We start from the raw sequence: 25,537 nt of genomic DNA, 5'->3' as shown, positions 1-25,537 counted from the left end.
GCAATGTCGTGATTACGCGGGTTCTTGCGTGCGCCGCCGCGCCGATGCGTCAGGCGTATCGGCCTTGTGCTGCGGCCCGCGCCGCGCGAATAGGTAATACAGGATGCTGGGCACGATCAGCCCGATGATCCACGAGATATCCACACCGCCCAGCCGCTCAACCATCGGGCCGGTGTAAAGCTTGGTCGAGATAAAGGGCATCTGCACCAGCACGCCAAACGCGTAGACCAGAATGCCGGGCAGGTTCCAACGCCCGTAACGCCCATTCGGGTCGGACAGCGCCGGCACGTCGTAGCGCTCGCGGTTGACGAAGTAGTAGTCCACCAGATTCACCGCGCTCCACGGCACGAAAAACGCCAGCAGGAACAGAATGAAGGACTTGAACGCGTTCAGGAAAGAATGCTGGCCGATCAGCGCCACCGCCGTTGCCGCGCCCACGATCAGCACCACCGCCACCGCACGCTGGCGCCGCGTGACCTCGACGTGGCCGCGAAAGCCGCTGACGATGGTCGCAATGCACATGAAGCTGCCGTACGAGTTCAGCGTGGAAATCGTGACCTTGCCAAACGCGATGCTGAAGTACAGCAGCGCCGCCATCGTGCCGGTTCCGCCCAGCCCGACGATGTACGCCACTTCGCGCCCCGCGAACTGGCCCGCCGCCATGGCGGCGGCCAGCACACCCAGCACCATCGCAATCTGCGCGCCCAAGACCGACCCCAGCCCCACCGCCAGAAACGTCTTTACCGGAGACGTGCGGCTGGGCAGGTAACGCGAATAGTCCGCGACATAAGGGCCATACGCGATCTGCCACGACGCCGCGAGCGACACCGCCAGCAGGAACTTGTCCCAACTGAAATGCCGGATCTGCAGCAGCTGGCCCACGTCGCCCACCGCGATGACGCGGCTGAACAGATACACGAAAGCGATCAGCCCGAACACGGTGGCGATGCGGCCAATGATGTGGATCACGCGGTAGCCGAACAGCGTGGCCGCGATGATCACGGTGGCGAAGATCAGGATGCCGGTGGTGTCGCTGACGCCGAACAACTGGCCCAGCGCCTGCCCCGACAACACCGTACCCGTGGCGGTGAAGCCCAGGTACATCAGACAGACCAGCACGATCGGTATCGCCGCCCCGTACACGCCGAATTGCACGCGGCTGGAGATCATCTGCGGCAGGCCCAGCTTCGGGCCTTGCGCCGCATGCAGCGCCATCACGCCGCCGCCCAGCACCTGCCCGATGAACAGGCCGATCAGCGACCAGAAGACGTCGCCGCCCAACACCACGGCAAGCGCCCCGGTGACGATCGCGGTGATTTGCAGGTTGGCGCCCATCCACAGCGTGAACTGGCTGTAGAGCTTGCCGTGCCGCTCGGACTCCGGGATGTAGTCAATGGAGCGCCGCTCGATCAGCGGCGCGGCGCCGGGCTCACCGTGCTGCGCCATCGCGTTGCCCCGAGGTCACCATGGGCAGGTTCAAGCCCTGTTCCTTCGCGCATTCAATCGCGATGTCGTAGCCGGCATCCGCGTGGCGCATCACGCCCGTGGCCGGGTCATTGGTGAGTACGCGGGCGATGCGTTCGGCGGCGGCGTCGGTGCCGTCGCACACGATGACCATGCCCGAATGCTGCGAGAAGCCCATGCCCACGCCGCCGCCATGATGCAGCGACACCCACGTCGCGCCGCTGGCGGTGTTCAGCAAGGCGTTCAGCAGCGGCCAGTCAGACACGGCGTCCGAGCCGTCGCGCATGGCTTCGGTTTCGCGGTTGGGGCTGGCGACCGAACCGGAGTCCAGGTGGTCGCGGCCGATGACGATGGGCGCCGACAATTCGCCCGACCGCACCATTTCGTTAAACGCCAGACCCAGCTTGGCGCGTGCGCCCAGGCCCACCCAGCAGATGCGCGCCGGCAAGCCCTGGAAGCTGATGCGTTCGCGCGCCATGCTCAGCCAGTGGTGCAGATGCGCGTCGTCGGGTATCAGTTCCTTGACCTTGGCGTCCGTCTTGTAGATGTCTTGCGGGTCACCTGACAGCGCGGCCCAGCGGAACGGGCCCACGCCACGGCAGAACAGCGGCCGGATGTAGGCGGGCACAAAGCCGGGAAAGTCGAACGCATCGGCCACGCCTTCTTCCTTGGCCATCTGCCGGATGTTGTTGCCGTAGTCGAACGTGGGAATGCCCTGGTGTTTGAACGCCAGCATGGCTTGCACGTGCACCGCCATGGATTGCTTGGCGGCTTTGATGACGGCGGCGGGTTCGCGCTTGGCGCGTTCGCGGTAATCGTCCCACGTCCAGCCGGCAGGCAGATAGCCGTTCAAGGGATCGTGCGCGCTGGTCTGGTCGGTGACCAAGTCAGGTTTGACGCCACGGCGCACCAGCTCGGGCAACACCTCAGCGGCGTTGCCGCACAGTGCGATGGACACCGCGCGGCCTTCCTGGGTGTAGCGGGCGATGCGCGCCAGCGCGTCATCCAGATCGGTGGCTTGTTCATCGACATAGCGTGTGCGCAGACGGAAGTCGATGCGGCTTTGCTGGCATTCGATGTTCAGCGAGCACGCGCCGGCAAGGGTCGCCGCCAGCGGCTGCGCGCCGCCCATGCCGCCCAGGCCCGCCGTCAGCACCCAGCGGCCCGTCAGGCTGCCGCCATAGTGCTGGCGGCCGGCTTCGACAAAGGTTTCGTACGTGCCTTGGACGATGCCCTGGCTGCCGATGTAGATCCAGCTGCCGGCCGTCATCTGGCCGTACATCGCCAGACCCTTGGCGTCGAGCTCGTTGAAGTGTTCCCACGTAGCCCAATGCGGCACCAGATTCGAATTGGCGATCAGCACGCGCGGCGCGTTGGCATGCGTCTTGAACACGCCGACGGGCTTGCCAGATTGCACCAGCAGCGTCTCGTCGTCGTTCAGGTCTTTAAGCGATTCAACGATCTTGTCGTAGCAGTCCCAATCGCGCGCGGCGCGGCCAATGCCGCCATACACCACCAGTTCCTTGGGGTTCTCGGCCACGTCGGGGTCGAGGTTGTTCATCAGCATGCGCAAGGGCGCTTCGGTAAGCCAGCTCTTGGCGGTCAGTTGATTGCCGCGCGGGGCGCGGATGACGACGTCGCGGTATCGGGTCGGTTGGTCCAAGAGGCTCTCCTTGATCGGTTCGGCCGCGCGAACGACGCGGCGCGGCGGTTGCCCGAATCATAGGATGCCTATGCTTGTATATACAAGATGAGAAGACCATTATTTGGCTCAGGGATTTCCCCAATGAAAATGCCGGACCTTGATCGGGTCCGGCACGTTCGATAACCAATCGGATCACCCCAGCACGGGGTCAGGCGTTCAGCAAGCGCGGGGCTGCAATTCAATGACGCAGGCATCCACCGCGCCCGCGGCCTCCAGCTGGTAGTGCGCCAGCCCGCTCTGGCCTTCCCGATGCAGGCAGTCATAGCGCGACGGCAACGCGTGCGCCGCGCCGTTGATGCGCACCGTCAGCTCCTGACCCGCGTTCAGCACCAGCACGCTGTGCGCGTCGCTATGAAAGGTGCAGGCGGCCGACACCCATTGCAGCCGCGCGTGATAGCGCGCCGGCGCATAGAACAGATTGAAATCGCGGATCGCGCCGTCAAGCAGCCGGCAATCCACCTTGGCGTCGCCCGAGAACGCGTAGGCCTCGCGTGGCACAAGTGGCGCAGGTGGGGCAAGGGGCGCTTGTTCGTGGCCATCCACCGTCAGCTGGATGCCCTGGCCTTCCAGCACCGAGATGATGCGTTGATACCCCGTGAACGCCGAGAAACCGCCGTCCTGCGCCACATCGGCAATGGACAGCCGCCAGTCGAACGCCGCCGTGCTGCCGCCCGGGTTGCACGCCACCTCTTGCGTCGTGCCGCCGCCATTGCGCCAGGGCATGCGCGGATACTCGGCCGCGCGGTACAGATGAATAGCAGGGGAATTCATGTCGTGAACTTGCCTTCCAGGCGGTGGCGTGAGCCGGGGTGGATCAGGCGCGCCAGGGTGACGGCGCGGTCGCCCGACCACGTGCGGCGGCTGATCAGCAGGCAGGGTTCATCGCGTTCAATCTGTAGCAACTGGCATTCGCGCGGCTTGGCCAGAATGGCTTCGACCACGTGTTCGCCTTCGCTCAACGGCGCAACCCGCGTCAGGTATTCGTACGGGGTGCTCTGCGTGAAATCCTGCTTCAGATAATCCGGCGCAAGCCGCACATTGACGTAACGGTCTTCCAGCTGAATCGGCACGTCGTCTTCATAATGGACGATGACGGAATGGAACACCGGCTGGCCCGCACGGATCTCCAGCGCCTGCGCCTGCTCCGCACCGGCGGCTTCTTCGGCCAAACGCACCACGCGGCTGTGATGCCGGTGATTGCGCGCCGCAATCTCGTCGGCAATGTTGTTGACGGCAAACAACGCCGACCGCGCCTTGGGCTGCGCGACGAACGTGCCCACCCCCTGCATGCGCACCAGCAGACCCTCGGACGTCAGCTCGCGCAGCGCGCGGTTGATCGTCATACGGCTGAAACCCAATTCATCCACCAGTTCGCTTTCGGACGGCACGCGGTAGTGCGCGGGCCAGGCGCCGCTGCGTATCTGCTGCGCAATCATCTGCTTGACCTGGGCGTAAAGCGGGGCGGGCAGGGCGTTGGTCTGGGCGGGCAATCGAGGGGGGGAAGAAGCCACGGGGGGAGTCCTGGTGTGCAACGGAAAAAATCGGGTCTAGTATAGACAGGTACACATGTCTTGCGAACGGGAACCGAATTTCCGTATACTCCCCCCCTGTATCTTTTTCGGAGCCTGCCGTGCCGCATTCGCCGGAAGAAAAAAAGCGTGTCGTCACCCGCCTGCGCCGTATTCAGGGGCAGGCGTTAGCATTGGAACGCGCGGTCAATGAAGGCACGGAGTGCGGCGCGCTGTTGCAGCAACTGGCCGCCTTGCGCGGCGCCGCCACCGGCCTGATGGCCGAAGTGCTGGAAAGCCATCTCCGGGAAACCTTCCTGCAATCCGCCCAGGGCGGGCCGCCAGACGCGAAGATCGACCCCGCCGCCGAGGTCGATCAACTGATGCGCATCGTCCGTTCCTATTTGAAGTAAGCCCACCCGACATTCGTGGAGTAACCGCTATGAAATCACGCGCAGCAGTCGCATTCGGACCCGGCAAGCCGCTGGAAATTGTTGAAATCGACGTCGCACCGCCGCAACGCGGCGAGGTGCTGGTGCAGATCACCCACACCGGCGTCTGCCACACCGACGCCTTCACCCTCAGCGGCGACGACCCTGAAGGCCTGTTCCCCGCCGTGCTGGGCCACGAAGGCGCGGGCATCGTCGTGGAAGTGGGCGAAGGCGTCACGTCGCTGAAACCCGGCGACCACGTCATTCCGCTCTACACGGCCGAATGCCGCGAGTGCAAGTTCTGCCTGTCCGGCAAGACCAACCTGTGCCAGAAGGTGCGCGCCACCCAGGGCAAGGGCTTGATGCCCGATGGCACCACGCGCTTTAGCTACGAAGGCAAGCCAATCTACCACTATATGGGCTGCTCGACGTTCAGCGAATACTCGGTCGTCAACGAGATCTCGCTGGCGAAGATCAACCCCGCCGCCCCGCATGAAAAAGTCTGCCTGCTGGGCTGCGGCGTCACCACCGGCATTGGCGCCGTGCACAACACCGCGAAGGTCAAGGAAGGCGACACCGTCGCCGTGTTCGGCCTGGGCGGCATTGGCCTGGCCGTGATCCAGGGCGCGGTGCAAGCCAAGGCCGGCCGCATCATCGCGGTGGATACCAACCCGAACAAGTTCGTGCTGGCCAGCGCCATGGGCGCCACCGATTGCATCAACCCCAAGGACTACGACAAGCCCATCCAGGACGTCATCGTCGAACTGACCGACGGCGGCGTGGACTTCTCGTTCGAGTGCATCGGCAACGTGCACGTGATGCGCGCGGCGCTGGAATGCTGCCACAAGGGCTGGGGCGAAAGCATCATCATCGGCGTGGCCGGCGCGGGCCAGGAAATCAGCACGCGTCCGTTCCAGCTGGTGACGGGCCGCGTGTGGCGCGGTTCCGCCTTCGGTGGCGTGAAGGGCCGCACGCAGCTGCCGGGCATGGTCGAAGACGCCATGAGCGGCAAGATCGACCTGGACCCGTTCGTGACGCACACCTTGCCGCTGGAACGCATCAACGAAGCCTTCGACCTGATGCATGAAGGCAAGTCGATCCGCACCGTGATTCACTTCTAAGCGTCGCGTTCGCGGCAGCTTGCAGCAGGCCCGGCGCACCATGCGCCGGGCCTGTTTTTTATGACGCGCACAAGACAGCGCCGCGCACGTTCATGACACCGCTGTCATTCATCTTCACGTCATCTTCGGCCGCAACCATTCGCCCTTCATTAACGAGGGATCACACGAATGATTACGTGGAAGAGGAATGCGGGCGCGGCCATGCTGAGCGCCCTGCTGCTGGCGGGCTGCGGCGGCAATGACGATGATGACGACACGTCCGCCAGCCCGGCGCCAGAACAGCCCGCGCCCGAGCAACCCGCCGCCAGCCGGCCGATGGAACTGACGATCCTGCACATCAACGATCATCACTCCAATCTGGACAGCAAGAAAAAAGACCTGAAGCTGAAGAACGCGGCGGGCGCCGCGGTCACCGCCAATGTGGATGTGGGCGGCTTCCCGCGCGTCACGGGCGCCATCAACGCGCTGTCGGCGCAGTCGGCCAACGTGCTGAAGCTGCACGCGGGCGACGCCAACACTGGCACGCTGTACTTCAACCGCGCGGGCGAAGCCGGCGAGGCGGATGCCGCCATGATGAACACGGTGTGCTTTGACGCGATGACGCTCGGCAACCACGAGTTCGATAAGGGCGACAGCGGCTTAAAGCGCTTTATCGACCTGCTGCACGCCGGCACGTGCCAGACGCCGGTGCTCAGCGCCAACGTCACGTTCGCCGACGCCTCCGCGCTGAATCCGTCGCGCGCGCCCGGCATGGTCAAGCCGTCGATCGTGTTGCAGCGTGACGGCCAGGCGATCGGCCTGGTCGGGCTGACCATCGCCAACAAGACGCAGCAATCGTCCAGCCCCGACGCGGGCACCTTGTTCTCGGATGAAGCCGCCGCCGCGCAAACGCAGATCGACGCGTTGCGCGCGCAAGGCGTGAACAAGATCGTGGTGATGAGCCATATCGGCTACGACTACGACAAGCAGATCATCCCCAAGCTGAGCGGCGTGGACGTCGTGGTGGGCGGGGATTCGCACACGCTGCTGGGCCCGGATTCGATGGTGGCCTACGGCGTAGGCACACCGTCGGGCGCTTACCCGACCGTGCTGCAAAACAAAGACGGCAAGCGCGTCTGCCTGGTGCAGGCCTGGGAATATTCGCAAGTGGTGGGCGAACTGAAAGTCAGCTTCGACGCCAACGGCGACGTCACCGAATGCGCCGGCACGCCGCACGTGCTGATGGGCGACACGCTGACGGTGGGTGGGGCCGCCCCGGCCGCCGCCGACAACACCGCGATGCTTGCCGATGTGGCGGCCAGCGGCTTCCTGCGCATCCAGCAGCCGGACGCTCAGGCCGCGGCCGTGTTGCAACCGTTCAAGGCAAAGGTGGATACCTTCAGCGCGAGCCTCGTGGCCTCGGTTCCGCAAGAGCTGTGCTCGCGCCGCGTGCCGGGCTTAACGCGTGACCGCAGCCGTTCAAGCGCCGACTGCAACACGCTGGGCAGCGTGGACCTGCGCGGCGGCGACATGCAGCAGCTGGTGGCGCAAGCCTATCTGGAGGTGGCCAACGCCAACTACGGCGGCGCGGACATCACGCTGCAAAGCGGCGGCGGTGTACGCACGGCGCTCAAGGGCAACGTGACGGCGGCCAACGTGATCGAGGTGGTGCCGTTTGGCAACATGCTGTGGCGTCTGGATGTGACGGGCGCCGAGGTCAAAGGCATGTTGGAAGATGGCATGCAGGCGGTGTTCGGTGCGGGCGGCTCTACAGGGCCGTACCCGTACACGGGCGGCTTGCGCTGGGATGTGAACGGCGCGCAAGCGCAGGGCAGCCGCGTCACCAACATCGAAGTGCTCGATGCGGCCACCAGCACGTGGCAGCCGCTGAACGCCGCACGCACCTACAAGCTGTTTGTGTTGAGCTTTAACGCCACCGGCGGCGACGGCTACAAGACGCTGGCGAACGTGCCCGCTGAACGCCGGCAAGACATTGGCGTGCTGGACGCCGACGTGCTGCAAAGCTATATCGACAAGCAGGCCAAGGACCCCGTGTCCGGCCTGCCCGTGCTGAACCTGCTGCCGGTCAGCCTGTACAGCACCAAGTCGTATAGCGAATAAAAAAGAAGGCCGCAGCGGAAACGGTTCAGGAGGTCAGGCCGAATTGCCGGCCTGGCGTCCTGCCTTCCAGGTACACCTTTTCGGTCTGGCCGACAAAGCGCGCCAGCGAAAATTCCCGCAGCGCCGTGTTGCGGGCTTCTTGCCCCATCTTCACGGCGATGCTGCGGTCATTCAGAATCGACGATACCGTCGTCAGCACGCTGCTGACCGAACCCGGCGGCACCACCCAGCCGTTGCGGCCGTCGGTCACGTTCTCGGTCAATCCGCCCACCTTGCTGACGATGACGGGCTTACCGGCCGCCATCATTTCGCGGCACGCAAATGAAATCGTCTCAAGCCGCGACGACAACACGAAGCCCACATCCAGGGCCGCCAGGAACGGGCGCACGTCTTCCAGCAGGCCCGTGAACACCACCTGGTGCGTCATGGCCAGATCCGCCACGCGCTGGCGCTGCTCATCATCGGGTTCCTTGCCCGCGATCAGAATCACAACCTGATCCCGCTGATGGTCGGGCAAGAGCGACACGGCGGTCACCATGTCCAGCCAGTTCTTGTAGATGGCGGTGCCGGCATTGCTGCCGATCACCAGCCGGCGCTGCATGCCCGCAGGCAGCAGGGCGGCACGCGCCGCCGCGGCTTGTTCGGCGCTGGCCGGTTGATATTGCTGCGTGCAAACGCCGTTGTGCACCACGCGCAGGTCTTCGTCACGGAACACCGAATCCTTCATGCGGCGAAAGGTATGGCCGCACACGCAGATGACGCGGTTCGTGCCCCACTTGGCGCGCATGCGCACGCCCAGGCTGTTGGACGCGCGATCGGTGTGTTGCGTGTAGACGATGAACGGACGCTTGGCGCCCATGCCCACGGTCGCCAGCATGCACAGGCGATGGTCGGCCGACCCATTCACATGGATGACGTCGAATTGCTCTTTGCGCAACAAGGCGCGCAAGCGGCGCAACGCGCTTAGCTGCTGAAACGGGCGCCCCTTGAACGCCAGGTCGATGGAATGCACGCCGGGCAAGGCGTCGGCCTCGGCCAGCAGGCGGCTGCCGCGCGGCGCGGCAACGGTAATGTGCGCGCGCTGGCGCAGCATGCGCGCCAGCGACATCACATACGTGGTGTGTCCGCCGCCATCGCCCTGATGGAAGTTGGTGTAGAGAATCTTCATGATGTGAGGCCCGAGAGCAGTTGCAGGGAAGGCGGAGACTCCCCTTGATTGAGCAAACAGCTCCAATGCCGCTTTTCAAATACGTCATCGCCCAGGCGGCTGCCCGGCGACAAGTTGTAGACCTTGACGCCACGCGCGGCGAGCAAACGGCTGGCCGCGCGGAAAGCGGGTTCGATGTGGCCGGTGAATTGGCGGTCGAGCGCGGTGGCCAGTTGCGCGCCGGGTTGCTCGTAAAAACGCGGCCCGGCGGCCGAGCTCAGGTCCAGGCCATGCAGGTACAGGGTGCGCGCGCCCATCCAGGCCAGTAGCTGCAACGCCGTATACGCCACGGTGCCGCCGCCAAAGAGGCCGCGCGCGGGGTTCAGGCTGAAGCCGTGCGCGTGCTCGGGGTTGTGCGCGTCGAACAGCACCAGCTCGGGGTCGCCGGCCAGTTGCGCGTCGAGCTCGTCAGGTTGGGCCCGCGGTTGCAGCGCGCGCTGATGCACTTCTTCGAACAGCGCGATGCGGCAACGGATGGTGTCGGCATCAAACAGAAAGGCAATCCAGCGATAGACCTCGGGCGTGACGAACAGCAGCAGGTCTTGCGACAACACCTCGGCCACCAGATCGCGACGGCGCTTGACGAAACCGGCGTCCAGCATCGCGTAATAATCAAAGCGCAACGCAGGATGCTGGCGGCAAAGTGCGATGGACCCATTCACGCCCATGACGGAACGTAGCGCGCATTGCGCGTAGTCGATCTGCGCAACCGACGGGCCGCTAAGAATCAGGTGTGCGTCGCCGTGAATGGCGCGCGGCACTTGCGCCATCGGCAGCGTGGCCGGCCCGCGCACGCCCAGCAGATCGCACGCCACCAGTTGCTCGCTGCCTTCGCGCCGCACCTTCACCAATGGCCAAAGCGTCTCATTGTGCCGATAGGCTCCGCCACGCGTGTAGCGGTAAAAATAACGAAAGCCTTTGGTCAACGGACGCGAGCGAAGCAGGCGAGGGACAAGCGCAAAACGGGTCATGAATGGGTGCCACTGAAAGCGCGGCGAAACCTTACGAGTGGCGGATTCTACGCAGGCGCGCGCCCGCCCGACGGGTTCGAAACATTTGAGATGTAACAGCGTTGGAGCGTGTGATTTGCCCCTTAATTTGCGCGCTTCGTGCAGCTGATACGCGCCTTCCCACATAGCGGAACAGGGGCAGTCGAATACATCGAAACCGCACCAGAACCGTGCAGGCGTACTGCGTTTTCAGCACTAGTCCGCCGAAATCCGGCTGACAACGCCGGCGTACTTTCCATTACCTTTTGCGCCAAAACGAAAGGCGGCTGCAAGGAAATTCCTGACTGCCGCCGACGCGGGAATTTATCTCCGGCGTTTATCCCCGCGGTTCGTCCCTTCCGTTCATCTCCCGTGGCGCACGCTCATCAGGCTCAGGATCTCGAACATGATCTGCGCGCCGGCATGCGCGGTGTTCGCCGTGGCGTCATAGGCCGGCGCCACTTCAACCAGATCCCCGCCCACGATGTTGATGCCCGCCAGCCCGCGCAGCATGGCCTGCGCTTCGCGCACCGTCACGCCGCCCACCTCTGGCGTGCCGGTGCCGGGCGCGAACGCGGGGTCCAGGCAATCGATATCGAACGAGACGTACACGGGCGTGTCGCCCACCACCTCGCGGGCGCGGGCGATGATGGCCGGAACGCCCATCGTGGCGATGTCTTCGGCGTGAATCACCGTCATGCCGGACGCGTACGAGAATTCCCACAAGTATTCCGCCGCGCCGCGGATGCCGATCTGAATGGTGCGGGTGGGGTCCAGCACACCGTCCAGCACGGCCTGGCGGAACGGGCCGCCGTGATGGAAGCGGCTGCCATCGAACGGGCCTCCGGTGTCACAGTGCGCATCGAAGTGGATCAGCGCCAACGGCTGTTCGCGCCCCAGCGCCCGCAGGATCGGCAGCGTGACGGAATGGTCGCCGCCTGCGGACAGCGGCATGACGCCCGCCGCGTGAATCCTGGCGTACGCGTCTTCGATGTCCTGGTGCGACTGGTCCAGGCTGAAGCGGCTGCGCATGGGCACGTCGCCAATGTCGGCCACGCGCAAGTCGCGCGTGGGCGTACAGCGCAGCACGTGGTGGTACGGGCCGACGCGTTCAATGGCGCGCAGCGCGCGCGGCCCGAAACGGCAGCCGCTGCGGTTGCTGGCGCCCAGATCCATCGGCACGCCGGTCAGCGCCACTTGCAGGTCGCCGAAGTCGGGCGCGCTCCAATCGATCTGGCGTGCGGGCGCGTCCATCAGCGTGGGCATGCCCGCATAAGGCGCGCTGCGCGTGCCGCTTGCATCGATGATGTTGGCGGCCACGGCGCTGAAATGCGGATCGTGAATCTGCGCTTCGTTGTCGCCGCCAAAGCGGGCGCGCAAGGCCGCGAGCTTGTCGGGGGAAAAGGTCATGCAGGGCTCCTGTCAGGAATGGATGGGGGATGGCGATGCCAGATGATTCATTGCCCGCGGGCCTCGCGAGCGGGCGCTTCCGGGCGCCGCTGCGGGGTGTGCGCGTCGCGGTATCCCAGCGCGGCGGGTGCGCGGCCCAGCAGGCTGATCGCCATGAAACTGATGGCGCTGGCGGCCAGCGCGGCATACACCGGCGTGTTGGCGGCCAGCCCGTCTTTCACCATGAAGCCAATCGCAGTGAAGCAGCCCAGCAGCATGCTGGCGATGGCGCCCGCAGTGGTGGCGCGGCGCCAGTAGATAGCGCCCAGCAACGGCACCAGCATGCCGCCCACCAGCAGGTTGTAGGCGCAGGTGAGCGCGCTGAGCACGTCGTCCACCACCAGCGCAATGCCCAGCGCCGACACGCCCGCCAGCAACGTGATCAGCCGGTTCAGGCGCACATCCGTGAACGCGCGGCCGCCGCGCAGCGCGGGCAGCAGGTCTTCGGTCAGGACGGTGGACGTCGCCAGCATCGCCGCGCTGGCGGTGGACATCATGGCCGCCAGCGCCGCCGCAATCACCAGCCCGCGGATGCCGTCCGGCAAGCTGGCCTGCACGATGGCGGCAAACGCGTTGTTCACGTTGTCCAGATCGGGCAGCAGCACTTTGGCGGTCATGCCGATCAGCGCGCCCACCAGGCCGTAGACGATGCAGTACAGCCCGGCCACGGTGCCTGCCACCTGCGCCACGCGGGTCGTGCGGGCGGTGAAGACGCGCTGCCAGATTTCCTGCCCGATCAGGATGCCCAGGAAGTAGATGACGAAGTACGTGATGATCGTGCTCCAGCCGATGGCCGCCATGTCGAAGCTGGCGGCGGGCAAGCGCGCCACAAGCTCGTCCCAGCCGCCCACCCGCATCAAACAGATGGGCAGCAGAATGAACATCAGCCCCACCGTCTTGATCACGAACTGCACGATGTCGGTCAGTGTCAGCGACCACATGCCGCCCACGGCGGAATACAGCGCGACGACGCCGCCGCCCACCACCACCGACACCCAGAACGGCAGGCCGAACAGCACCTGCATGACGGTGCCGATGGCGATGACGGAAGTGGCCGCCAGCATCAACGCATACGCCATCATCACCAGCGCGCTGACACGCTTGGTGTTGGCGGTAAAGCGCCGCTCAAGCACCTGCGTCACTGTGTAGATGCGCAGCTTCAGCAAGGGCTTGGCCAGCGCCAGGTTCAGCACCATGATGCCCAGCCCCAGCGCCGCGCATAGCCAGAAGCCCGAGATGCCGTACACATAGCCGAGCCGCACCGTGCCGACGGTGCTGGCGCCGCCCAGCACGGTGGCGGCCATGGTGCCCATGTACAGGCCCGGCCCCAGATTGCGCCCGGCCACCAGAAAGTCTTCCTGCGTCTTCGCGCGCCGCATGCCGTACCAGCCCAGCAGCAGCATGCCCGCCAGATAAATCAAGACGACGCCTATGTCCAGAATCATGTCCCACCTCTCCCCTCACGCCTATCGCCGGAATAACACCGAGCCGGATAGAAGTTATTAATCGCCGTTTCACCGTATTGCAGCGCTCGGCCGTTTTGATGTGCGGTCGGCCGCCTTCTTCGGCCGGCCCGACAGCCTTGTGGATAATAGGAATGACGCCCGCGCTGATCCATATCTTGTTCGACTTACAAGCATCGATAACCATCGATGTTTTATAGGTGCTAACCCTATGCTTTCCCAAGTTTCCGATCTTGATCTCCGCTTGATCCGGGTGTTTATCGCCATCGTGGATGCGGGCGGCGTGTCGGCCGCCCAAGACGTGCTGGGCGTAGGGCAGTCCACCATCAGCAGCCAGCTGGCCACGCTGGAGACCCGGCTGGATTTCAAGCTGTGCGAACGCGGACGTGGCGGCTTCAGGCTGACGGCGAAAGGCCAGCGATTTGAAAAACTGGCGCGCGGCGCGCTGGCGTCGTTGAACACCTTCAGCGCCGAAGCGCGCAACATGCACCGGCAGTTGGTGGGCGACCTGACGCTGGGCCTGATCGGCAACGCCACGATGGCGCACAACGTGCGTATCGGCCACGCCATTGAACGCTTTCGCCAACGCGACGAAGCCGTGCGCTTGTCGGTACTGATTCGCGGGCCGCGCGAATTGGAAGAGCTGCTGCTGAAAGACGAGGTGCAAGTGGCCGTGGGCTACTTCCTGCACCGCGTGCCGATGCTGGACTACACGCCGCTGTTCCAGGAGCGCCAGGTGGCGTACTGCGGCGCCACGCATCCGCTGGCGCCGCGTGCCGGCCGCGTCACCGTGGAAGATGTGGCCAACGCCGACTGGACCTGGCGCACGTATCCGCTGCCAGAAGCCTCGTTCACCGGCCGGCCCCGCCGCATTACGTCTCAGGCCGACAACATGGAGGCCGCCGCCATGCTGATCCTATCGGGCGCGCATCTGGGCTATCTGCCTGAACACTACGCCGCGCCTTATGTGGCGGCGGGCCTCTTGCACGCGCTGGACGCCAACACGTTCCGCTATGACGTCGACATCAGCATGGTGGCCAAGAAGCGCCCGTATTTGAACGACATCACGGTGGCGTTCCTGGAGGACATCCGGGCGGCGCTGGGGGTGGCGGCCTGAGCCGCGCCGTTCGCCGCACGAAACGCAGCGGCATCTGATATCGTTCCCGAACGCCCTTTCGCCTTTTACCCACGCCCGATGCCGCTACGCCCCGACTCCCCCGCCTTGCAAGACGCCATCGCCGACGCCATCAGCACGGCCACGCGCGGCGCAGGCCGCGTGAACATCCTGATCGCCGGCAAAACAGGCGTGGGCAAAAGCACCTTGATCAACGCCGTCTTTCGCGGCGACCTGGCCAAGACCGGCGCGGGCAAACCCGTCACGCAAAGCACGCAGGAATACACCAAGCCCGGCCACCCGCTCACCATCATCGACACGCGCGGCCTGGAAGTGGGCGACTACGCGCGCTCGCGCCAACAGCTGACGGACCTGATTCAGGAACGTTCCGCCTCGGATGACCACGACAAGCATCTGCACGTGGCCTGGCTGTGCATCCAGGACAGCAGCCACCGCGTGGAAGACGCCGAGATCGAACTGTGCGACATGCTGGCCAACGCCGGCATTCCCGTTGTGGCCGTGCTGACGAAAGCACGCAAGAACAGCCCCTTTCTGGACGAAGCGCGCAAGCTCCTGCCGCGCGCAAAGCAGGTGGTGGCGGTGCGCGCGCTGCCGGAATGGATCGACGAGCTGGACGCCGAGCTACCGCCGATGGGCCTGGACAACCTGATCGAAGCCACGGCGCAGTACATCCCCGAAGCGCAGCAGCGCGCCTACGCCAACGCGCTGTCCACCCGCAACAAGAAGGCCCTGGAAGTAAAAAAAAAGCGGGCTGAGATAGAGGTGAACGTGGCCGCAGGGCTGGCCGCATCGGCCGCCGCCGCGCCCATTCCGTTCTCGGACGCCTTTGCGCTGGTGCCCATTCAAGTGGGCATGATCGCCAAGATTGGCATCACCTTCGGCATGGAGCTGGACACCACCGCCATCACCACGCTCGTCACGTCCACGCTGGGCGCGTCGGCCGCCACGCTGATCGGGCGTTCGGTGGTGTCGGGCATGCTGAAGTTCATACCCGGCGCGGGCAGCGCCATCGGCGGCACCATCGCCGCCACCACGGCGGGCGCCATCACCAAGCTGCTGGGCAACGCCTACGTGGCGGTGCTGTACGACTTCTGCCAGAAGAACCCCGGCAAGGACATCGATATCAGCATGATTGCGCAGGCGTTGAAGCAGCGCGTGAAGCTGTAGCCACCGCGGGCCGCCGATGCAATCAAATGTGTTTCGGCGACACGATTCGCAAGATTCGCGTTTTTCTTTCTGACGCGTTAAATATTGCGCTTCCCACGACGTAAAGCCGTATATCCCTCAGTTTTTTTTGCGGGACAGCCCACGTGTGCGCCGACTAGGCGCGCAAGACGCGGCCGCTCCAACCCGCCCCCCATCCAATGATCATCGACAACTCCGACGTCATGTACCGGCACCTTGTGCAGGGCGTGGTCGACTACGCCATTTACATGCTGCATCCGGACGGCACCGTCGCCAACTGGAACGCCGGCGCCCAGCGCGCCAAGGGCTACACCCAAGAAGAAATCGTCGGCAAGAATTTCGCCTGCTTCTATAGCGCTGAAGACCAGGCAGCCGGACTGCCGCAATTCGGCCTGGCGACCGCGCGCGAACAAGGCCGCTTCGAGGCCGAGGGATGGCGCGTGCGCAAGGACGGCACGCTGTTCTGGGCCAACGTCGTCATCGACGCGATCTACGACGAGCAGGGCGCGCTGATGGGCTTTGCAAAGATCACGCGCGACGCCACCGAACGGCGCGAACGCGAGCAACAGCTCTTGAAAGCCAAGGAACTGGCCGAACACTTCAATAGCGAACTGACGTCGCTATCGAGCTTCCTGGAAGCCGTGGTGTCGCACATTCCGTCGTGCGTGCTGGTGCTGGATGCGGTGTCGCGCAACATCCTGCTGGCCAACCGCCAGGCGGAGACGACCTTCGGCGCCTCGCGCCGCGACATGATGGGCAAGCCGGCGCAGCGCAGCCTGCCGCCCGCCGCGTGCGCCCTGTTCGACCGGCTGACCAACGAGGCGTTGCGCTCGGATGGCGGCTTGCGTGAAGCCGAAGAAGAACTCACCACCGCGAGCGGCGTGCGCACCTTGCGCACGAAGACGCTGGTTTTCCACAGCAACGACCCGCGCTCGCGCTACGTGCTGCTGATTTCCGATGACGTCACCGACGAGAACGCCGCGCATGCGCAAGTGCGCTACATGGCGCACCACGACACGCTGACCGGCATGCCGAACCGGCGTCTGTTCCGCGAACAATTGCTCAAGGCTTTGAGCAGCCGCACGGGCGGCCGCAGCACGGCGGTGCTGTGCCTGGACCTGGACAACTTTAAGAGCGTGAACGACACGCTGGGCCACCCCTGCGGTGACGAGCTCTTGCGGCTGCTGGCCAAGCGCCTGCCCAAGAGCTTGCGCGAGCACGACACGCTGGCCCGCCTGGGTGGCGACGAGTTCGCCGTGGTGCTGCCCAACATCGGCGAAAAGGACGACGTGCGCAAGATGGCCGAACGGCTCATCGACGTGGTGCGTCAACCGTTTGAAGTGGACGGCCACACCGTGCCCATCAGCGTCAGCATCGGCATCGCGCTGGCTGAAACGGCCGACTGCACCGCTGACCATCTGCTGCGCTACGCCGACATGGCGCTGTACGAAGCCAAGCGCAACGGCCGCAACTGCCTGGCCTTCTTCAAACCCGAGATGGAGACGGCGGCGCTCAAGCGGCATGAAGTCGAAATGGATTTGCGCCAGGCCATCATGTGGCAGCAGCTGCAACTGCATTACCAGCCCATCATGGACGTGAGCCATGTGCGCATCGTGGGCCGCGAGGCGCTGATGCGCTGGCAGCATCCGGTCAAGGGCCTGATCATGCCCAGTGACTTCATCCCCATCGCCGAAGAGACCGGGCTGATCCACGAGCTGGGGGCCTTTACCTTGCACGAGGCCTGCGCCGAAGCGATGCGCTGGGACGACCATGAAACCGTGGCCGTGAACCTGTCGGCCAGCCAGTTCACCAACAGCGCGCTGGTGTCGCTGGTGGAGTCGGCGCTGTCGAAGTCGGGGCTGCCGGCGCGCCGGCTGGAGCTGGAGATTACCGAATCCGTGCTGCTGGCCAATTCGGCCGCCAACCTGAACACGCTGAACCGCTTGAAGGAACTGGGCGTGAAGGTGGCGCTGGACGACTTCGGCACGGGCTATTCGTCGCTGGGCTATCTGCGTTCGTTCGAGTTCGACAAGATCAAGATCGACAAGTCGTTCACGCAGGACGTGGAATCGAGCAAAGAAGCGCTGGCCATCATCCGCGCCATCAACGGCATCGGGCGCAGCCTGGATATTCCCACCACGGCGGAAGGCGTGGAAACCGCCGAACAGCTGGACCGGCTGACGCAGGAAGGCTGCTCGCACTTCCAGGGGTATCTGCTGGGCCGTCCGGTGTCGCACGACGCCACGCCCGGCAACACACCCGGCGCCGCACCCAACGCCCAATCCGGGGCGCAACCCGGAGCCCAACCCGGAGCACAACCCGGAACCCCACCCGGCGGCGCGGACTAGTGCGGCCGGACGGCCCCCGCAAACAGGGGCCGTCCCCCCAATTCGCAGCCCCGGGCGCACCCGGCCAGACCTATACTTTTCGAATCATCGGGTGCGCTGCGACGCGCCAACCTGCCCGATGCCTGCCGCGCTGCGCGTCGGAAGTGCCATCACGCAAGCCGCCCCCGGGCCGCTGCGCAAGGAGAATTCCATGACCCGCAAATACATCGACTGCCGCGAATACCCCAGCGACATCAATTGCTCTGTGGCCTTGGCCGCGGATTCCGATGAAGAACTGCTGGAAGCCGCCGTGCAGCACGCGACCACCGTCCACAAGCATGCCGACTCGCCCGAACTGCGCACGCAGCTCAAAGGCATGTTCCATGACGGCACGCCGCCTGCGAATGCGCCGCAACACGCCTGATCGCGATTCGGTCTTTGCTAGCCCGCGTTATCGAACCCGCTTCACCGAACCCGCATGGCGGGACCACGCTTACCAGGCCAGCGCCTGCGCAAACTGCGCGGCGCTGGTCTGGATACCCGCAGCCGGCAGGGGCGCGCGCAGAATGCTGCGCGTGTTGCCCCGGTCCACCACCCAGAACACCATCTGCGCAGGCGGCGCACCCGGCGAGCCGCCCAGGTTGATCGTGCGGCCATCGTCGGGCCTGGCTTCCACCTGGAACGTATATTGGCGGCCGTGTAGCGCCCCCTTCATGCCTTCCTGCGCGCGCGGCGCGAAGGCCTCGGTTTTCAGATCCCGAATGTGCAGGCCCAGGTTGTCTGCGATGAAAGACCGCATGGACGCTTCCAGCTTGTCGTCTGGCACCGCGGCGTTCTGGTTCAGCGCCAGGCCCAACTGTTCGCCCGTCTTCAGATTGCGATAGTAAAAACGGTTCGCGTCGATGGGCTCCAGCCGGAATTCGCCGATGCGCAGCGGCAGCGACATGCCCGTTTCGTCGTACATCACCACGGGGCTTGCTTCCGCCAGCGACCAGCCGTCACCCAGGCTGCCCACCCACTGGATGAACTGACGATTCAACGCCACTGCGTCCTGCGTGCGGCCTTGCCGGTACGCGACGTCAGCCGCGATATCCAGCGCGGTCTGATAGAGCGATTCGTCGTGATAGGCCTTACCCGCATGCGCCCACGCCGGCACCGCCAGCGCCAGGCTGCGGCGGGCTTCGGGCAGATCGTCGCGGTCATAGGCGGCGCGGCCGATCACGGTATTCAAGCGCGCAATCTCCAGCGGAAACACCGCATCGGGCAGGGCGGCTTCGGCCAGTTCGGCGGCCTTGTCCCAGTCGTGCGCCATCAACCAATACGAATCGATGTCGCGGGCCTGCTCCTGCATGGTCTTGTCGCGGAAGAGGCGCACATCTCCCGTCCACGTCATGGCGTCAAACAGCTCACGCAGTTGGGCGATGGCGGCGTCCTGCTTGCCTTGCGGGAACGAGGCGCGCGCCTCGACATACCACTCGCCGCGCGCCGCGATCCATTGCGCTTCAATGCCTTTGCCGCCGGGGTAATCGGCCTGCAACGCGCGCTTGGCGGCCACGGCGTCCTTGAATGGCAGGCCGGGCAACGCCGATTCCGTGTCCGGCGCAGGTGTCTGGTCGCCTTCAGGTTCGCCCATCCGCCGGGCCAATGCCTGGCGCCGCGCTTGCGCGTCTTTGGCGCGCAGGTCTTCGCGATACGAAACCCAGATGCGGGCCGACAGCGCGCTGCCGTCGTCCAGGGTTTGCATGTAGTCCAACTGCGCGCGATCCGTGCGGCTGTCGGCCGGCTTGAAGCTGACCAAGGCCCAGCGGCCCGTGGCAAGCGGCAGGCTCATGCCGGCCAGCGTGTAGTTCAAGCGGCGAGCGGCGGCATCACGCGTCCAGAGCCCCGGGTAGGCGTTGCCCTGCGCGTAGATGCGCGCCTGCAAGCGCGCCACATCGGCGGCTTCGTTGGCGGCGGCGGCTTCGCGCACGGCCATCACCAGCAGTTGTTCGATGGCGTCTTCGCTGGCGTTGCGCTTGTCGAAAATCGCCACCTGCGCTTCGGCCTCGCGGCGCCCGTCACTGTAGCGCTGTTGCTTGTGCAGCAGGCGGACAAGCATGGCGACGGCGTCGAATTCTTCGTAGCTGTTTTCGCCCTGGCGCGCGGCTTGCACCGCCTTGCGCGCCGCATCGGTGGCGCCAGGCCAATCCTTTTCAGCGATCAGGCGATGGACCTCCTGCATGTGCTGCTCGAAGGGGGAACGCGGCGGCGCGATGGTGGCGGCGGCGGTCGCAGCGCTGGTGGCGGCGTCCTGATCTGCTACCGATGCCGAAGCGCTTGTAGCGGCGTCCTGATCTGCCGCCGATGCCGAAACGCTCGTGGAGGCGTCTTGATCTGCCGCCCATGCCGCAGCGGGCCAGAGGCTTGCGCTGGCGGACAAGAGCGCGGCGGCAAGCAGCGTGCGAGCCATAGGGCTGGGGGTGGGCGCGGGCGCGGGCGTGGGGGTGAGCATGAGCACTGGCGTCATCTTAAAACTCCCGCACTTCATCCATCGCCTCTGCCACCCGCGTGCGGTCCAGCGCGTCGATGCCATCGCCAGCCACCTCGCGCCGCTTGGCCTCCACCGCGTCGATGATGCCCATCAGCGCCATGTAGATCTGCTCGCGCTCCACCGTTTCAATGAAGCTGGAACGGCGGTCCATCGCGTTGAAGCCTTCGGTGTACGCCAGCACAACGGGCCGCAACGCGTCAGCCAGCGAACCGGGTTCCGTAGCCATGTCGGCCGCCAGCTTCAGCGCTTCGGTGCGCGCCTTGCGGTACAGCGTGGCGGCCTTCTTGGCTTGCGCCGGTGTCACGAATTCGCTGCCATCCCATTCACGAAACGGGTTGTCCAGATTCGCGGCCAGCCACTCGGGCTTGCGCGGCTGGCGCACGCTTAGGTTCAGGCCGCGCGCCGTCTCGGCCTTGTAGGCTTTCTTGGCGGCAGCCGCCAGATCAGCCGGCACGCTGGTCAGCCACAGCATCGCCAGCTCTGGCCATGCCGATGGGCCGGGCAAGGCGGCGCCCGCAGGCGGGAACAGGTCGTTAAGCATCAACGTGGATAACGACTTCAACGCCGCCAAGCCCTCCAGGCCCTGCAAGATTCCCGGGGCGCCCCAGATGCGCAGGTCCTGCAAACGCGGGAAGGCCTGCACGATGTCGTTGGCGTCCAACGACTTCACGCCATGCAGGTTCAGCGAAGCCACCTCAGGCAAGCCCGACCACACGGGCGCCACGGCTTTCAGGTTCACGGTCAGCCACCGGCCGTTGTCTTCGCCATGCACCACGAGATCGGCGCTGGCCGTGCCGTTCAGCGTCAACGTATCCAGGCCGTCGTTCAGATGGATTTCGCGCACGCCCGTCATGTCGATGGCCGCACGCGTCAGGTTCGTGCCGCGCAGATCAATGACGGGCGTGTCCTGGCCCGACAGAATCAATTCGTTGATGGTGGGGCGCGTGCGCAGCCATGGCATCAGCCCGGGGATCGGCGCATCGGCTTCCACCGTGGTCAGCAAGGGCAGGGCATCCAGTTCCGCCAGCGAGGCCAGCGCGCTCAGCACCTTGCCGTTCACGCGGCCCGCGGACCGCGTCAAGGTCAGGCCGCCCGCCTCCAGCACCACGGTCTTGTCGTGGCGATATTCCCGGGCCGCCGTCTTGAAACGCGCGCGCACGTCGGCATCGATGGCGTCCCAGCGGCGTTGCATGAAGTGCGTATCGCCGTCCGGCCAGCCGCCGCCAAAGCTCTGGGTATCCGCCGTAACCAGCGGCTCGCGCCGGCCCATATACTGAAAGCGCGAGGGCACAGGCGCTTGCAGCCACAGGTGTTGGCGGTGCGCGTTCCAGAACATGAAGTCGAAGCTGCCCGGCCGCATGGCGTCCAGCGCCGCGTCATCAGGCAGACCCTTGCCCAGCCAATCCAGCGTCAACACCGCCAATAGCCCCGCGCGATTTTCGCCCCCCACATGGGTCACTTGCACGGCCGTATAGGCATCGAGTCGGCTGTTGTGAACGACGTAGATATCTCCGGGCGCAGGCGTCATCGTGGCGGGTCCTTTTGGCGATTTAAAGGGGGCCAGTATAAAGGGGCAAGGTGTCACGGCTGACAGGGGTCACCCCCTGCCAGCCGCCACGCTACTCCTGCGGAATATCCTCCGCCCGCACCGCCCGCCCCAGCAGCCAGCCCTGGCCAATGGTGGCCGGTTGGCGCGACGACAGGTATTGCGCCTGCTCTTCGGTTTCGATGCCTTCGACGATCAGCCCCAGGCCCAGCTCGCGCGAGATATCGATGACATGGTCAATGATCAGCGTGCCCGCCTGCTCCGCGCCGATGGCCTGCGTGAAGCGGCGGTCCAGCTTGATGGCGTCGGCCTGAATCTCGGCCAGGTAATTGAGATTGGAATTGCCGGTGCCAAAGTCGTCGATCAGTATCCGAAAACCCTGGCGGCGCAAGGTGCGGATGGTGCCCAGCACATGGCTGTCAGCCAGCGGCGTGCCTTCGGTGATTTCCAGCGCCACGCGTTGCGGCGCAATGCCGTGTTCGTTCACCCGGCGCAGCAGGAAGTCGGGATACGCGTCGTTCTGCAAATCTTCCGCCGACACATTGATGCTGACGTAGAACGCCGGGTCAGTGCGCAGCCGGCCCGCCAGCTCGTGCAGCGCGCGCTCCGTCACCAGCCGCGACAGCTCACGCCCCAGGCCGATCTCTTCCGCCAGCGGCACAAACAACGCAGGCGGCACGGCCGAGCCATCGCGCGCGCGCCAACGCGCCAGGGCCTCCACGCCCACGAGCCGGCGCGTCGCCAGTTCACGCAGAGGCTGATAGCGGACCTGCACATCGCCGCGCCGGATCGCTTTGCGTAAGGTTGCGCGATCGCTCTTGGATTGCTGGCGCCACAACACGCACAAGCCGGCCAGCAGCCCGCCCACCAGCGCGCCGGTGCAGGCCAGGATCAACGCGGGCAACGGGAACCACGACGGCACATAAGCGCGCGACACGGCGCAGATATCCACATTGCCGGGCGCCGCGCATTCTGAGATCACGCGTTCGGCCCGCCAGCTGGTTTCCGAAGCGGTGTCGCCTTGGTTGAGCGCCAGCCCGTCGGTGCGGCCAAAGCGGCGGAACACATGGGCGCCATCGCGCGTCTCGACCTTGGCGTCGATGCCGGAGCCCGGTTCGGGAAATCCGTCAAAGGCGCCCGGCGCGGTAAACACCACCACGTTGTTGCGCGCGGCCATGTCGCCGATGATGCGGCGGTCGATGATATTGGCGGCGCCCACCCATAGCGTCACGCCGTTGCGTGTATGGAAGGCTGCGGGCGGCAGCGGCTGCGGTTCCGGCAACAAGCCCCAGGCCGCGGAACACACCAGCCGGCCGTCACGCAGGCGGCCGATGTCGCGCAGAAAGGTGGCGTTGAACAACAGCACACGCAGCGTTGCGATATCAGACGCCGAGCAAAGCTGCGTCGCGTGCGTCGCGGCGTCGATCAAGCGATGGCTTTCCTGCGCAACACGCAGGGCGTGGGCAAGCAGGCGGGAATTATGGCCCGCCAGCCGGTCATCGACCTGGTGCAATTCAATCAGCCGTCCGCCCAACAAGCCCGCCAGGAAACCCAGCGTCGACATCAACAGGACTACGGCCGTAATTCGGATACGTGACATCGGGAGTAGGGGGACACTGGCGGCGCTTCTCAAGGGGAGCACCTGCGCGTAAGGCAATGTAACCGCAAGCGTCCCGTCCCCCAAAAAGAAAAACGCCCATCTCGTGAATGGGCGTCCTTTTTTTGGCAAAACCTGCTGCCCGCTTATCCCCGCACCAGGGCGGACTGGCCGTTGCGGGCCGTGCGCACCACGTTGAACAGGTTCTTGGGGTCTTGCAATTGCGGCGCCACTTCAATCTGGGCGCCAATGCCATGCCGGGCGGCGCTATCGCGCAGCCAGCGCAAGGCCGAGAAGTCTTCCAGCGCGAAACCCACGGAATCAAAGATGGTCACGGCATCGGCGCTTGCGCGGCCGCCATGCTGGCCGGTCAGCACGCGCCACAATTCCGTCACGGCAAAGTCGGCCGGCATCTGTTGCAGGTCGCCTTCGATGCGTGTTTGCGGTTCGTATTCCACGAACACCGGACCCATGCGCAGCACGTCCGCGTGCAGCTCGGTCTTGCCCGGGCAATCGCCGCCCAGCGCGTTGATGTGCATGCCGGGTTCGACCATCTCGGCGGTCAGGATGGTGGCGTAGGCCTTGTCGGCCGTGACGGTGGTAACGATGTCCACGCCTTTGACGGCCTGGGCGGTGCTGTCGAACCGCACGATGCGCAACGACGGCGCAACGGTGGCCAGATTGCTTTCCAGCTTGCGGGTGGCCTCGGGGTCCACGTCATACACATGCAGCGTGTCGATACCCAGCACGTAGTGGAACGCCAGCGCCTGGAATTCGGCTTGCGCGCCGTTGCCAATCAGGGCCATCGAACGCGAATCGGGGCGGGCCAGCGCGCGCGCGGCCAGGGCCGACGTCACGGCGGTGCGCAAGGCGGTGGTCAATGTCAGTTCGCTGATCAGCAGCGGTTCACCCGTGCTGACGTGCGCCAGCGCGCCAAAGGCCATCACGGTGGACAGGCCGGCTTGCGGGTTGTCGGGGTGGCCGTTCACGAACTTGAAGCTGTAGAGCTCGTGGTCGGCAGTGGGCATCAGTTCGATGACGCCGGTGGCGGAATGGCTGGCTACGCGTGCGCATTTATCGAATTCCTGCCATCGCAGAAAGTCGGCCAACACATAGTCCAGCAAGTCGGTGAAAACCTTGCGCGGGCCTTGCAAGGCCACGATGTTGGCAACGTCGGAAGTCGTCAGCAGTGTCGTCATATTTTTCTCCCCAAGTTATGGAACAGAAATTCTGGCTGACGGCCAAATCAATTCATAGTGACAACATTCCACACGAAACGCTAAGATTCTGGCAATTCGACAGCCACAATTAGCACTTTTCACAATGGATACGCTGGATCAAAGCCTGCTGGGCCTGTTGCGCGCCAATGCCCGCCTGTCGGTGGCGACGCTGGCAAAGAAGCTGGACGTGTCGCGCGGCACCATCGACAACCGCATCCGCAAACTCGAAGAGCGCGGCATCATCGTGGGCTATACCGTGCGGCTGCGCCCGGAAGCGGAAACCGACGACATCGTGGCCTGGATGAGCATCGCCGTCGAAGGCCATGAGACCCGCAAGATCGTGAACCTGCTGATGGGCGAACCCAGCGTGGCGGGCCTGCACGACACCAATGGCCGCTGGGACTTGCTGGCGGAATTGCGCGTGCCCACCATCGACCAGCTATCCGAAGTGCTGGACCGCCTGCGCACGCTCAAGGGCATCTCGGCCACCGAGACCAGCATTCATCTGAAGACGTTCAAGGCGTTCTGAAACAACAAAGCGGGCAGGGGTTGCCCCCCGC

20 protein-coding genes are annotated in these 25,537 nt (G+C 65.1%); 8 read left to right on the top strand and 12 right to left on the bottom strand.

What is annotated here, in order from left to right; translation table 11 throughout:
• Window positions 1-12: 12 nt before the first annotated feature.
• From ACFZAI_RS17880 to hutC, 4 genes are all read right to left on the bottom strand, one after another.
• Window positions 13-1,446, bottom strand: a complete 1,434-nt coding sequence (locus ACFZAI_RS17880) for a purine-cytosine permease family protein (protein ID WP_391568190.1) — start codon at window positions 1,444-1,446, stop codon at window positions 13-15.
• Entirely contained in the window at window positions 1,430-3,127 is a 1,698-nt protein-coding gene (gene hutU / locus ACFZAI_RS17875) for a urocanate hydratase (protein WP_391568189.1), read from the bottom strand. The genes ACFZAI_RS17880 and hutU overlap by 17 nt, the downstream gene beginning before the upstream one ends.
• Before the next feature lie 198 nt (window positions 3,128-3,325).
• Window positions 3,326-3,940, bottom strand: a complete 615-nt coding sequence (locus tag ACFZAI_RS17870) for a HutD family protein (protein ID WP_391568188.1) — start codon at window positions 3,938-3,940, stop codon at window positions 3,326-3,328.
• Entirely contained in the window at window positions 3,937-4,680 is a 744-nt protein-coding gene (hutC, locus tag ACFZAI_RS17865; protein ID WP_391568187.1) for a histidine utilization repressor, read from the bottom strand. Before hutC ends, ACFZAI_RS17870 begins: the two co-directional genes overlap by 4 nt.
• 119 nt (window positions 4,681-4,799) lie before the next feature.
• Here hutC and ACFZAI_RS17860 point away from each other — a divergent pair, with 119 nt between their 5' ends.
• The 3 genes from ACFZAI_RS17860 to ACFZAI_RS17850 all read left to right on the top strand — a co-directional run bounded on the left by ACFZAI_RS17860 (window position 4,800) and on the right by ACFZAI_RS17850 (window position 8,329).
• A complete protein-coding gene (locus ACFZAI_RS17860) occupies window positions 4,800-5,090 on the top strand; it encodes a metal/formaldehyde-sensitive transcriptional repressor (RefSeq protein WP_054421139.1) in 291 nt (96 codons plus the stop codon).
• Window positions 5,091-5,119: 29 nt separating this feature from the next.
• Window positions 5,120-6,229 (top strand): S-(hydroxymethyl)glutathione dehydrogenase/class III alcohol dehydrogenase, encoded by a 1,110-nt coding sequence (locus ACFZAI_RS17855; RefSeq protein ID WP_391568186.1) that lies wholly within the window; start codon window positions 5,120-5,122, stop codon window positions 6,227-6,229.
• A gap of 168 nt (window positions 6,230-6,397) precedes the next feature.
• Entirely contained in the window at window positions 6,398-8,329 is a 1,932-nt protein-coding gene (locus ACFZAI_RS17850; protein WP_391568185.1) for a bifunctional metallophosphatase/5'-nucleotidase, read from the top strand.
• 25 nt (window positions 8,330-8,354) lie between these two features.
• Here ACFZAI_RS17850 and ACFZAI_RS17845 read toward each other — a convergent pair whose 3' ends face one another.
• The 4 genes from ACFZAI_RS17845 to ACFZAI_RS17830 form a co-directional block, all read right to left on the bottom strand.
• Window positions 8,355-9,497: a glycosyltransferase gene (locus tag ACFZAI_RS17845; protein ID WP_391568184.1), complete on the bottom strand. Its 1,143-nt coding sequence runs from the start codon at window positions 9,495-9,497 to the stop codon at window positions 8,355-8,357.
• A complete protein-coding gene (locus ACFZAI_RS17840) occupies window positions 9,494-10,507 on the bottom strand; it encodes a hypothetical protein (RefSeq protein ID WP_391568182.1) in 1,014 nt (337 codons plus the stop codon). The genes ACFZAI_RS17845 and ACFZAI_RS17840 overlap by 4 nt, the downstream gene beginning before the upstream one ends.
• 381 nt (window positions 10,508-10,888) lie before the next feature.
• Entirely contained in the window at window positions 10,889-11,935 is a 1,047-nt protein-coding gene (gene speB, locus ACFZAI_RS17835) for an agmatinase (protein WP_391568181.1), read from the bottom strand.
• Between the two features lie 47 nt (window positions 11,936-11,982).
• Complete coding sequence (locus ACFZAI_RS17830; protein ID WP_391568180.1) at window positions 11,983-13,419, bottom strand: sodium:solute symporter; 1,437 nt, start codon at window positions 13,417-13,419, stop codon at window positions 11,983-11,985.
• Between the two features lie 229 nt (window positions 13,420-13,648).
• Here ACFZAI_RS17830 and ACFZAI_RS17825 point away from each other — a divergent pair, with 229 nt between their 5' ends.
• The 4 genes from ACFZAI_RS17825 to ACFZAI_RS17810 all read left to right on the top strand — a co-directional run bounded on the left by ACFZAI_RS17825 (window position 13,649) and on the right by ACFZAI_RS17810 (window position 18,508).
• Window positions 13,649-14,554, top strand: coding sequence for a LysR family transcriptional regulator (locus ACFZAI_RS17825; protein WP_391568179.1), 906 nt, complete (start codon window positions 13,649-13,651; stop codon window positions 14,552-14,554).
• A 78-nt stretch (window positions 14,555-14,632) separates the two neighbouring features.
• Window positions 14,633-15,739: a YcjF family protein gene (locus ACFZAI_RS17820; RefSeq protein WP_391568178.1), complete on the top strand. Its 1,107-nt coding sequence runs from the start codon at window positions 14,633-14,635 to the stop codon at window positions 15,737-15,739.
• A gap of 197 nt (window positions 15,740-15,936) precedes the next feature.
• Window positions 15,937-18,105, top strand: coding sequence for a putative bifunctional diguanylate cyclase/phosphodiesterase (locus ACFZAI_RS17815; RefSeq protein WP_391568177.1), 2,169 nt, complete (start codon window positions 15,937-15,939; stop codon window positions 18,103-18,105).
• A gap of 190 nt (window positions 18,106-18,295) precedes the next feature.
• The gene (locus ACFZAI_RS17810; protein ID WP_391568176.1) at window positions 18,296-18,508 is read left to right on the top strand and encodes a DUF1059 domain-containing protein; all 213 of its coding nucleotides are present in this window, start codon (window positions 18,296-18,298) and stop codon (window positions 18,506-18,508) included.
• Between the two features lie 69 nt (window positions 18,509-18,577).
• On the opposite strand, the gene ACFZAI_RS17805 is transcribed toward ACFZAI_RS17810, so the two are convergent.
• The 4 genes from ACFZAI_RS17805 to ACFZAI_RS17790 form a co-directional block, all read right to left on the bottom strand.
• The gene (locus tag ACFZAI_RS17805) at window positions 18,578-20,590 is read right to left on the bottom strand and encodes a hypothetical protein (protein ID WP_391568175.1); all 2,013 of its coding nucleotides are present in this window, start codon (window positions 20,588-20,590) and stop codon (window positions 18,578-18,580) included.
• Between the two features lies 1 nt (window position 20,591).
• Complete coding sequence (locus tag ACFZAI_RS17800; protein ID WP_391568174.1) at window positions 20,592-22,142, bottom strand: hypothetical protein; 1,551 nt, start codon at window positions 22,140-22,142, stop codon at window positions 20,592-20,594.
• Window positions 22,143-22,233: 91 nt separating this feature from the next.
• On the bottom strand, window positions 22,234-23,724 hold the full coding sequence (locus ACFZAI_RS17795; RefSeq protein ID WP_391568172.1) for an EAL domain-containing protein: 1,491 nt from the start codon (window positions 23,722-23,724) through the stop codon (window positions 22,234-22,236).
• A 179-nt stretch (window positions 23,725-23,903) separates the two neighbouring features.
• On the bottom strand, window positions 23,904-24,956 hold the full coding sequence (locus tag ACFZAI_RS17790; RefSeq protein WP_391568171.1) for an ornithine cyclodeaminase: 1,053 nt from the start codon (window positions 24,954-24,956) through the stop codon (window positions 23,904-23,906).
• A gap of 124 nt (window positions 24,957-25,080) precedes the next feature.
• On the opposite strand from ACFZAI_RS17790, the gene ACFZAI_RS17785 reads away from it, so the two are divergent.
• Window positions 25,081-25,506 (top strand): Lrp/AsnC family transcriptional regulator, encoded by a 426-nt coding sequence (locus ACFZAI_RS17785; protein WP_054421128.1) that lies wholly within the window; start codon window positions 25,081-25,083, stop codon window positions 25,504-25,506.
• Window positions 25,507-25,537 lie beyond the last annotated feature (31 nt).

The organism is Achromobacter sp. NPDC008082, assembly GCF_042957345.1.
GTDB lineage: Bacteria > Pseudomonadota > Gammaproteobacteria > Burkholderiales > Burkholderiaceae_B > Achromobacter > Achromobacter kerstersii_A.
Note: the sequence above shows the minus strand (reverse complement) of the source record. Positions and strands in the feature narration are given on the sequence as shown.